Origin of the sequence: Cognatilysobacter lacus, assembly GCF_008274655.1 — a bacterium.
Lineage (GTDB): Bacteria > Pseudomonadota > Gammaproteobacteria > Xanthomonadales > Xanthomonadaceae > Cognatilysobacter > Cognatilysobacter lacus.
The window spans coordinates 1-9422 of sequence record NZ_VTRV01000104.1 but is presented as its reverse complement, the minus strand read 5'-3'; the positions used below and the strand labels follow the sequence as shown (position 1 = coordinate 9422).

Annotated in this window: 12 protein-coding genes; 6 read left to right on the top strand and 6 right to left on the bottom strand. The window is 69.9% G+C overall.

Features of this window, described 5'->3' with window-relative positions; translation table 11 throughout:
• Positions 1 to 525, bottom strand: a 525-nt coding sequence (locus FW784_RS09780; protein WP_205123594.1) for a hypothetical protein, incomplete at its 3' end; no start/stop codon positions are given.
• 149 nt (positions 526 to 674) lie between these two features.
• On the opposite strand from FW784_RS09780, the gene purT reads away from it, so the two are divergent.
• Together purT and FW784_RS09770 are read left to right on the top strand one after the other, a co-directional pair.
• Entirely contained in the window at positions 675 to 1874 is a 1200-nt protein-coding gene (gene purT, locus FW784_RS09775; RefSeq protein WP_149353161.1) for a formate-dependent phosphoribosylglycinamide formyltransferase, read from the top strand.
• 13 nt (positions 1875 to 1887) lie between these two features.
• Complete coding sequence (locus FW784_RS09770) at positions 1888 to 2307, top strand: hypothetical protein (protein ID WP_149353160.1); 420 nt, start codon at positions 1888 to 1890, stop codon at positions 2305 to 2307.
• Between the two features lie 29 nt (positions 2308 to 2336).
• Here the strand turns inward: FW784_RS09770 and FW784_RS09765 are convergent, their stop codons facing one another.
• Both FW784_RS09765 and FW784_RS09760 read right to left on the bottom strand, forming a co-directional pair.
• Positions 2337 to 3566 (bottom strand): endonuclease/exonuclease/phosphatase family protein, encoded by a 1230-nt coding sequence (locus tag FW784_RS09765; RefSeq protein ID WP_149353159.1) that lies wholly within the window; start codon positions 3564 to 3566, stop codon positions 2337 to 2339.
• Positions 3563 to 4306, bottom strand: a complete 744-nt coding sequence (locus FW784_RS09760; protein ID WP_149353158.1) for an arginyltransferase — start codon at positions 4304 to 4306, stop codon at positions 3563 to 3565. The genes FW784_RS09765 and FW784_RS09760 overlap by 4 nt, the downstream gene beginning before the upstream one ends.
• Positions 4307 to 4431: 125 nt before the next feature.
• Between FW784_RS09760 and FW784_RS09755 the strand changes: the two genes are divergently transcribed.
• Positions 4432 to 5031 (top strand): EF-hand domain-containing protein, encoded by a 600-nt coding sequence (locus FW784_RS09755; RefSeq protein WP_149353157.1) that lies wholly within the window; start codon positions 4432 to 4434, stop codon positions 5029 to 5031.
• 109 nt (positions 5032 to 5140) lie between these two features.
• Here FW784_RS09755 and FW784_RS09750 read toward each other — a convergent pair whose 3' ends face one another.
• The 3 genes from FW784_RS09750 to FW784_RS09740 are packed head-to-tail and all read right to left on the bottom strand — an operon-like array spanning position 5141 to position 7529.
• Complete coding sequence (locus FW784_RS09750; RefSeq protein WP_149353156.1) at positions 5141 to 5983, bottom strand: hypothetical protein; 843 nt, start codon at positions 5981 to 5983, stop codon at positions 5141 to 5143.
• 1 nt (position 5984) lies between these two features.
• A complete protein-coding gene (locus tag FW784_RS09745; RefSeq protein ID WP_149353155.1) occupies positions 5985 to 6884 on the bottom strand; it encodes an acyl-CoA thioesterase in 900 nt (299 codons plus the stop codon).
• Positions 6885 to 6944: 60 nt separating this feature from the next.
• Complete coding sequence (locus tag FW784_RS09740; protein WP_149353154.1) at positions 6945 to 7529, bottom strand: N-acetylmuramoyl-L-alanine amidase; 585 nt, start codon at positions 7527 to 7529, stop codon at positions 6945 to 6947.
• Between the two features lie 71 nt (positions 7530 to 7600).
• Between FW784_RS09740 and FW784_RS09735 the strand changes: the two genes are divergently transcribed.
• The 3 genes from FW784_RS09735 to FW784_RS09725 all read left to right on the top strand — a co-directional run.
• Positions 7601 to 8098 carry an MOSC domain-containing protein gene (locus FW784_RS09735; RefSeq protein ID WP_149353153.1) on the top strand — a complete coding sequence of 166 codons (498 nt, stop codon included), beginning with the start codon at positions 7601 to 7603 and terminating at the stop codon, positions 8096 to 8098.
• Between the two features lie 55 nt (positions 8099 to 8153).
• A complete protein-coding gene (locus FW784_RS09730; protein ID WP_149353152.1) occupies positions 8154 to 8672 on the top strand; it encodes a YqiA/YcfP family alpha/beta fold hydrolase in 519 nt (172 codons plus the stop codon).
• 3 nt (positions 8673 to 8675) lie between these two features.
• Positions 8676 to 9422, top strand: a 747-nt coding sequence (locus FW784_RS09725; protein WP_235893642.1) for a THUMP domain-containing protein, incomplete at its 3' end; no start/stop codon positions are given.

Sequence of the window (9422 nt, the reverse complement as noted above, 5' to 3'; positions counted from 1 at the left end):
CAGCGCGAGCCGGAACAGCTCCGGCGGCTGGCGACGCTTGGAAATCAGCAGGACCTCGCCGCGGCGCACGTCGATCGCCAGCGCCTCGCAGTCGCGCGGGCCGTCGGGCCAGCGGAACACGATCGACCACGCGGGCTTGAGCCGCGCGTTCTCCAGCGTCGCGGGTTCCTCGATCGCATGCAGCTGCAGCGTGCGGCGCAGGCCGCCGTTGTCGCCGGTGTCGGCCAGCATCACGTAATCGTGGCCGCCCATGCGGAACGCGGCGATGTCTTCCCAGTCGGTCTTCGGGACGCCTTCCACGCGGAAGGTCGCCACGCGATCGCCGTCGCGCGACACCGCGAACAGGCGCGGCGGATTGCCGCCGTCGTCGTGCATCCACAGGATGTCGCGGTGGCGCAGCGACAGCGCGAGGCCGCTGGTTTCGCGCAGTTGCGGGTCGAGCATCAAGCCGCTGACCTTCGCGTCGCCACCGGCCGGTTCCGAGCGCGAGCACGCAGCGAGGGCGAGCGCAATAACGCCCGCCACGCCGCCGCGAAGCCATGAACCGGTCGACCGTGGAGCCATCCCCGCAAGCATCGCACGCGCGATGCATCGGCTTCGAGGACGCGTCCGGGACGGCGCGTGCCGCCAGGACGCGCGCGTCCTAGACTGTGACTTTCCCGAAGGAAGCAGCCATGCCGACGATCGGAACGCCGCTAACGCCCTTTGCGACCCGTGTACTCCTCCTCGGGTCCGGCGAGCTCGGCAAGGAAGTCGCGATCGAGCTGCAGCGCCTTGGCTGCGAAGTGATCGCGGCCGACCGCTACGACGATGCGCCCGCGATGCAGGTGGCGCACCGCAGCCACGTGCTGGACATGCTGGACGGCGAGGCGATCCGCAGGCTCGTCGACCTCGAGAAGCCGCACCTGATCATCCCGGAGATCGAGGCGATCCATACCCCGACGCTCGTCGAGCTGGAACTCGAGTACCGCGCCGCCGGCGCCGCCAACCGCGTCATCCCGACCGCGCGCGCGGCATGGCTGACCATGGACCGCGAGGGCATCCGCCGGCTTGCATCGGAAGCGCTCGACCTGCCTACCTCGGCTTACCGTTTCGTCGATACGCGCGAGGAATACCTCGACGCGATCGCCGCGATCGGGTTGCCGTGCGTGGTCAAGCCGGTGATGTCGTCGTCGGGCAAGGGGCAGTCGACGGTGCGCAGCGCGGGCGAGGTCGACGCCGCGTGGGAGTACGCGCAGACGGGTGGCCGCGCGGGCGCAGGTCGCGCGATCGTCGAAGGCTTCATCGAGTTCGACTACGAGATCACGCTGCTCACCGTTCGTCATTCCAGCGGCACCACGTTCTGCGCGCCCATCGGGCACCTGCAGCGCGACGGCGACTATCGCGAGAGCTGGATGCCGCAGGCGATGAGCACCCGCGCGCTGGCGACGTCGCAGCGCATCGCACGCGCGATCACCGACGAACTCGGCGGCTGGGGCGTGTTCGGCGTGGAACTGTTCGTGCGCGGCGACGAGGTCTGGTTCAGCGAAGTCTCGCCGCGCCCGCACGACACCGGCCTGGTCACGCTGGTGTCGCAGGACCTCAGCGAGTTTGCGCTGCATGCGCGCGCGATCCTCGGCCTGCCGATCCCCGCGATTCGCGAACATGGACCGGCGGCGTCGTGCGCGGTTCTGGCCGAGGGCCATGGCGTTCCCGTATTTTCGAACCTGGGCGACGCGCTATCGCAGCCCGACACGCACCTGCGCCTGTTCGGCAAGCCACGCGTCGATGGACACCGACGCGTTGCCGTCACGCTCGCGCTGGGCAACGATGTCGAAGATGCCCGGGAACGCGCGAGGCATGCCGCCGCGGCAATCGCCATCGACCTGAAATGAGGAGCCACCACGCATGACCGACGAGACCACCGGGTACGCCGTCTTCCTGTACGAGCAGGCCCACGAGGCCCTGGGCGAGGCGATCCGCGCCTATGTGCAGGACGGCCCCGGCGGCCAGCACATCCGGTGCCATTCGCTGGATACGACGGGCGCCTTCATCGAGATGACGCTGCTCGCGCGCGACGCGCGCGGCGACGAGGTCGAAACCGAGCTGATGATCCCGACCGGGATGGTGCGCATGATCGTTTCGACGCACAGCGACATCGCGTTCGGGTTCGCGGCGAAGAACCTGGAGCCCGGCCTCAGCGCGCTGCCGATCGTGGGTCCCGCGGCGCCCGGCGCGAGCGCGCGGTCCAGCGCGACACCGCAGTCAACCGGTGAGTCCGGACCGGACCAGGCGATCGCCGATCATCGCAAGCCGCCGGAGGGCTGAGCCAGGCGGCTGCGATCGCCGGCAGCGTTTCAGCGCGGCGCGATGTCCAGCCACACGAGGTGGTGGTCGCTCGCGTCGATCAGTTCACTGCCGGGTGCGCCCTGCGCCGGCCAGAACACGCCGCCGCCACGCACCGGCAGGTCGCGCGAGGGCAGCACGTAGTCAAGCCGTAAGGTGCCCGCCGACGGACCGAAGTCGCCGGTGTGCGTGGCAACGTCGCCCTTGCGCGGAAAGCCGTAATGGCGCGCGCGCTCCGGTGCGCCATCGCTCGTCGGCACCGCATTGGCGTTCACCCGCGGATGGCCGAGGAGCTGCGCGATCGCGCCGGCTTCTCCGTCGCCGTCGACCGGGTCCGCGTTGTGATCGCCGAGGATCACGAACGACGCGTTGCCCGGCAGGCCGCCGCAGCGGCCGCGGTCGTCGCAGAGCCACGGCTTGACGCCCGGCGTGAGGTATTCCGCCCAGAGGCGGATCTCGTCGAAGTTGCGAAGCCCGTTGCGGTTTTCCGGGCCGTCGAAGACCGGCGGCGTCGGGTGCGCGGCAAGCACGTGGATGCGTCCGAACGGCGTGCGCACCGGCACGTCCCAATGCGATTTCGACGACAGCGGAAAGCGCGCCCATGCGTCGGCCGAATACCACGGCGCGCCGGATTCCGGAACGCGCGGCGCACGCACGTTGGGCAGGCTCTTCCACAGCAGGTGCTGGAACGTGCGCGTGTCGTTCGCGTCGATCGGATAGCGCGACAGCAGCAACATTCCATACTGGCCGGGATGCAGGCCGAAGCCCCAGGCGTCGTTGCCCGCGGCGCGCCCGTCGCCGCCGACGTGTCCATCGCGATCGAGATCGAATCCGCTGGGTACGCCGGTGTTGACCGGCGCCAGGAAACGATACGGGTAGCGCAACGCATCGCCACCGCCGGCCTGCGGAACCTCGAGATAGCGCTGCTGGAAGAGATCCGCCGCGCGATGCGCGTCGTCGTAGTCGAATTCGTTGAGCAGGACGATATCCGGGCGCACGCGCTGCAGCACCGCGGCGATCTTCCTTGCGTTGGCATCCCCGGCCTCGAGCCGCTGGATCAACCCACCCGCGCGATCGTCATTGAGCGACGTGTTGTACGTCGCGATCCGCAGCGGCGCCACGGCGCCCGCGGCGATCTCGCGCGCCCATTGGTCGCGGTCGCCGTGGACGCGCACGCGCACACAGGCGGCGAGCACGATCAACGCCGCAACCAGCAGCGCGGCAGTCAGCAGTCGGGTCATGGTGTCTCGTCCGGGAAGGGCAACCACTGGCGGCCGTCGAAGGCTTCGAGCGGGCGAAAACGCCGCTTGTATTCCATCTTCGCGTGGCCGGCGATCCAGTAGCCGAGGTACAGGTGCCCGCGGCCTTCCTGCAGCGCCCATTCGAGCTGGCGAAGGATCGCGTACGTGCCGAGGCTGCGGTCCGCGTGGTCGGGGTCGTAGAAGGTGTAGACGGCCGACAACGCGTCGGCGGTCATGTCGGTGACGGCGACAGCCAGCAACGTGTGCTCCGGCGTCGCCGTGCGGAATTCGAGGAAGCGCGTGCGACTCCAGCGGCCGACGAGGAACTGGTCGAACTCGGGACCGCCGTGGCCGTCCATGCCGCCGCCGGCGTGTCGCGCGGACAGGTAGCGCTGGTAGAGCGCGAGATGTTCGTCGGTGCGCTCGGCCGGGCAGACACGCAGGACCAGGTCGGCATTGCGCCGGGCGCACTTGCGGTGCGCGCGACTGGGCGAGAAGCCTTCGACCGGGATGCGAACCGCGGTGCATGCACGACAGGCGCCGCAGTGCGGCCGATACACGATGTCGCCCGAGCGTCGGAAGCCCCAGCCCAGTGCCAGTGCATACCAGTCGGCCAGCCGAGGATCGCGCGGATCGAGCACGAGGTCGCGCGCCTGGCGGTCCGGCCAGTAGCCGCAGTCGTGCAGGCCCGTGTGGAACAGGCGGAGGTCGTCGCCTTCGCGCGCAGGCGGGGTACCCATTGCCGCAGCATACCGCCCACTGCGGCTGGCCCGCGGCTGAACACGCCGGGTGCCACGTCAACCCGCCGCCGGTCCGGGCGTTCCCACTGGACCGGCGCACGCGCCCGACCTCGGAGTACCACCCCGTGAAGCAGTCGAACCTCGTCTTCCTCGCCGTCGCCTCCGTCCTTGCTGCCGGCGTGGCCATCGCGGCCCCGGCGAACGGTGCTCACATGCACGCCAGGATCGACACCAACGGCGACGGCGTGATCGATCGCGCCGAAGCCGCCGCGCGCCCGGGCCTGGCGCAGCGTTTCGACCAGCTCGACGTGAACCACGACGGCCGCATCGATGCGAGCGAGCGCCCGGAGCAGGGCGAACATGGGCACGGGATGGCCAGGCTCGACACCAACCATGACGGCGCGATCGACCGCACGGAAGCCGCCGCGGTCCCGCGGCTGGCACAGAGGTTCGACCAGCTCGATAGCAACCACGATGGTCGCATCGACGCGACCGAGCGCCCCCAGCACGACGGCAAGGGCGGCCGCCTGGCCAAGCTCGACACCGACCACGATGGCCGCTTGAGCCGCGCGGAAGCTGGCAGCTCCCCCATGGCGCAACGGTTCGACCAGATCGACGCCAACCACGACGGCTACGTGACGCGCGACGAGGCCCGGGCGTTCAAGCGCATGCACGCCGACCACGGGAACGGCGTCGGGTCCGGCGGCACCGGTCACCACGGCTGAGCAACGGCTGACATCGAACGTGAGCCCGCTCCGCAGGGTGCGGGCTCCGTTTGTGCAGACGACGCCACGGCGCGCGCGACGCGCGTTCAATCGGCGCGGAGCCGCGCCGTCAGGGTGAAACCACCTTCAGGGCGCGTGTAACCCGCCACTGTCCCCCGATGCGCTTGACCTCAAGCGTCTTGTACTTCGCCCACATGCGGTGGTGGTACGCCGTGTACTCGATGCTGCCGGCATCGGGCGAGCTCGCGCGGAAGTTTTCGAGGTCCACCATCATCGCCTTGCGGCCGGACCCGCGGTGCACGCTGCCGCGCTCCTCGTCCGGGATGCGCTGGCAGTCCGACGCCGCCACGACGGTGAGCGAAGGCGGCGTTCGAAGCCCGGCACGAACGCGAAGCGGCGCGTCGCGGCGGTCGACTGCAAGGCAGGCGACAGGCATGTCGATCTCGCCGAGCTCCTTCTGCAGCACCGCGACCGCGAGCGCGGGCGGCGTCGCCGAGACGCGGCCATCGAACGGACCCCGGGCAGGTTCGGCTGCCTGCGGCGGCGGGACGGCGACGGGCTGCCTGCCGAGGTGGATGAACTCGAAAACGATCACCACCACGATGCCCATCAACAGCGCGAGCTTGATCCGCATCGCACGCTTCTGCGCCGGCGTGCGCGTGCTCTCGTCGCCGTAGTCGGACGTGAACGTCAGCTTGGCGCCAGCGCCGGGTCGCGTGGACTCGAACAGGCCCGCCGCGCGCAGGATTTCTCGCGCACGCGCCTGGTCGTTCGACTGCACCACCCAAACCGCCGGCTGCACGGCGTCGCGGTCGCGGTAACTGGTGGTGGTGCGGCGATTGCCCTTGTACGAGCGGCCGTCGGTGATGCGCACCTCGATGCCCTCGTCGCGCAGGAGCTGCGCAACGCGTTCGACGTTTTCGAGACGCGCGCTGGAAAAGACCTGGCGCATGTCAACCCACCATCGGCTTGCGCGCGGGCATGTCGTTGAGCACCCGGATCATGCCTTCCTGCGCGGTGCTCGCGACGAGCCGTCCCTCGCGGTCGTAGATCATGCCGCGCGCCAGGCCGCGTGCGCCCTGCGCGCTGGGGCTGTCGATCGAATACAGCAGCCAGTCGTCGGCGCGGAACGGGCGATGGAACCAGAGCGCGTGGTCGAGCGACGCCATCTGCACGTTCGGCTGGTAGTAGCTGATGCCGTGCGGAAACGTGGCGGTGCCGAGCAGGTGGAAGTCCGACGCGTAGGTCAGCAGCGAACGGTGCAACTCCGGTTCGTCGCCGACCTTTTCGCTGAGCCGGAACCACACCTGCTGATACGGCGGGCGCTTCGGCGGCTTCAGTTCGTCGCGCGGATAGACGTGACGGAACTCGAACGGCCCCTGCCGCGACAGCCAGCGCTGCACCTTGTTCGGCAGCTTTTCCAGGACCTCCGTTGGCACGGCGTGGGCCGGCTCGATGTCATCGGCTTGCGGCACTTCCGGCATCGACAACTGGTGCTCGCTGCCTTCTTCTTCGTGCTGGAAGGACGCGGCCAGGAACAGGATCGGCTGGCCGTGCTGGATCGCGGTGACGCGTCGCACGGAGAAGCTGCCGCCATCGCGGGTTCGGTCGACGCTGTACAGGATCGGCGCCTCGATATCGCCTGCGCGAAGGAAATACGCATGCAGCGAGTGCGCAGCCCGCGCGTCGGACGCCGATTCGATGGTGCCCTGGGCGGCCGAAAGCGCTTGCCCGAGCACCTGCCCGCCGAAGACGTACTTGGTGCCGATATCGCGGCTCTGGCCGCGGAAGAAGTTGTCTTCAAGCCGCTCGAGCGCCAGCAGCTCGATCAGTTCGGAAACCGGGGATGTCATGCGCGGGAAGCCCGTGCGGAATGGCCACGAAGTATACCGGCCGGCCCGCGCCGGCCCGGCTCAGGGCGAGGGCGGTGGCAGGCGCTGCAGCGGGACGCGCCGGAGCACGTAGTCCCACGGGAACAGCGGCCCCGGATCGCGCTTGCGGCGCACTTGGCGGCTCGCGTCGTCGCTGGCCTCCACGAGCGCGGTGTCGAGATCCTCGTGACCGGTGACGTAGCGCAGTGCGGGGTGCTCGGTCGCGAGCCAGGAGAGCAGTGCGACGAGCGTGTCGATCTGCGCCGCGGTGTAGGGCTCGTCCATGGCCTGGTGGGCGACCGCGTACCAGTCCGGATAGCGGCCGGTATTGACCAGCTCGATGCCGATCGATCGTGGGTTGTAGCCGCGCGTGTGGTTGGCCACGCGTTCGAGCGCGACGTACTGGTGCAGCGAGCCGTCGCGGTCGATGTAGAAGTGGCCGCTGTTGCCGGTGCCGCTGCTCGCGTACAGCACCTTTTCGCCGTAGCTGCGTGCCATCGCGAGGTCCGGCACTTCGGTGCAGTGGATGATGACGAGGTCCACCTGCGACAACGGCCGCGATTCGAGCCGCGACTCGTAGGGCAGGGGGTCGACGTGGATCGGCAGTGGCGGCAGGTCGGCAAGCATGGCGCGATGCTAACCCGCGGCGACGACCGCGCCGAGACGCCGATTCACAGCGTCGCGTTTAGCATCGCGCCATGCGACGACCGCCCGATTCCTCGATGCTCGGCCAACTCATGGGTCGTTTCCCGCGCCCGGGCCGCGTCGACTGGCTGGGCGTGCGGCCGGCGCGCGATGCGCCCGTCGAGATCCGCGAGGTCGTCGAGGCTGTCGCCGGAAAGGGCATCGTGGGCGACCGCTACGCCGGCGCCAGCGGCAAGCGCGGCATCACCCTGATCCAGGCCGAGCACCTGTCGGTGATCGCCGCGCTGGCAGGCCTCGAGTCGCTCCATCCGGCGCAGCTCCGCCGCAACGTGGTCGTCAGCGGCATTCCGCTGCTGGCGCTGAAGGGGCGCCTGTTCCGCATCGGCGACGCGGTCCTCGAGGGCACCGGCCCCTGCGACCCGTGTTCGAAGATGGAAGCGGCGCTGGGCGAGGGCGCGTACAACGCGATGCGCGGCCACGGCGGCCTTTGCGCGCGCATCGTCGAGGGCGGCCCCATCCGGCGCGGCGACGCCGTGGTCGTGCTCGACTGACGCGGCCTGCGCGCGAACCGGCGACAATGGCGGCCTTCCCCCGTTTGACGGCGACATGCGCGGACACTGCATCCTCTCCCACGGCTTCGAGAGCGGCCCGGACGCCACCAAGGTGACGGCGCTCGCCGATGTCGCCGCGCGCCTCGGTTTCACCTGCGAGCGTCCGGACTACACCGACCTCGACGCCCGGCGTGACGTCAGTGCACTGGGCGACGTGGGCGCACGCGTCCAGCGCCTTCGCGAGCGGATCCTCGCGGCGGGCGGCCCCGTGGTGCTGGCCGGGTCAAGCCTGGGTGCGTGGATCAGCGGTCGCGTCTCGCTCGAGTTCGACATCAAGGCGCTGTTCCTGATGGCACCGCCCGTGCGGCTGGACACCCAGTTCCCGCTCGACGCCGCGCGCGTGCCGACATCGATCGTGCACGGCTGGGCGGACGAGCTGATCCCCGCGCGCGACGTCGTCGACTGGGCGCAGGATCGTCGCGCCACACTGCTGCTGGTGGATGACACGCACCGGCTCACCCGCCATGTCGATGCGAGCGCTCAGGCGTTCGCTTCGCTGCTCCAGGGGCTCTGACCGATGCGTTTCTTCGCCAGCTGCGGCAAGGGCCTGGAATACCTGCTCGTCGACGAGTTGCTCGCGCTCGGCTGCACGCGCGCCACCGCGACCACCGCCGGCGCGAACGTCGAGGGCGAGGGCGTCGACGCGCAGCGCGCGGTGATGTGGTCGCGCCTCGCAAGCCGCGTGCTGTGGCCGCTGGCTGATTTCGAATGCGCCGACGAACACGCGCTCTACGCAGGCGCGATGAAGGTCGACTGGCTGGCGCACGTGCCGCCGAACGCCACGATCGCGGTCGATGCTCATGTCGGCAGCGGCGGCGTGTTGAACCACGCGCAATACGCAGCGCAGCGCACCAAGGACGCCGTGGTCGACACGCTGCGCGCCGCGACCGGCGCACGGCCGGACGTCGACCTCGAGCACCCGGACGTGCGCATCAACCTGGTCGTGCGCAAGGAGCGCGCGATCATTTCGATCGACATTTCCGGGCACCCGATGCACCGCCGCGGCTGGCGCCGACGGCAGGTCGACGCACCGCTGAAGGAGAACCTCGCCGCGGCCGTGCTGATGCGCGGTCGCTGGATGGATGCGTATCGCGACGGCGGCTCGCTGCTCGACCCCATGTGCGGCAGCGGAACCCTGCTGATCGAAGGCGCGTTGATGGCCGCCGACGTCGCGCCGGGCCTGCTGCGTCACGGCGACGAGCTGCCCACGCGCTGGCCTGGCTTCGACCGCACCGCCTGGGGCGACCTTCGCGTCGAAGCCATC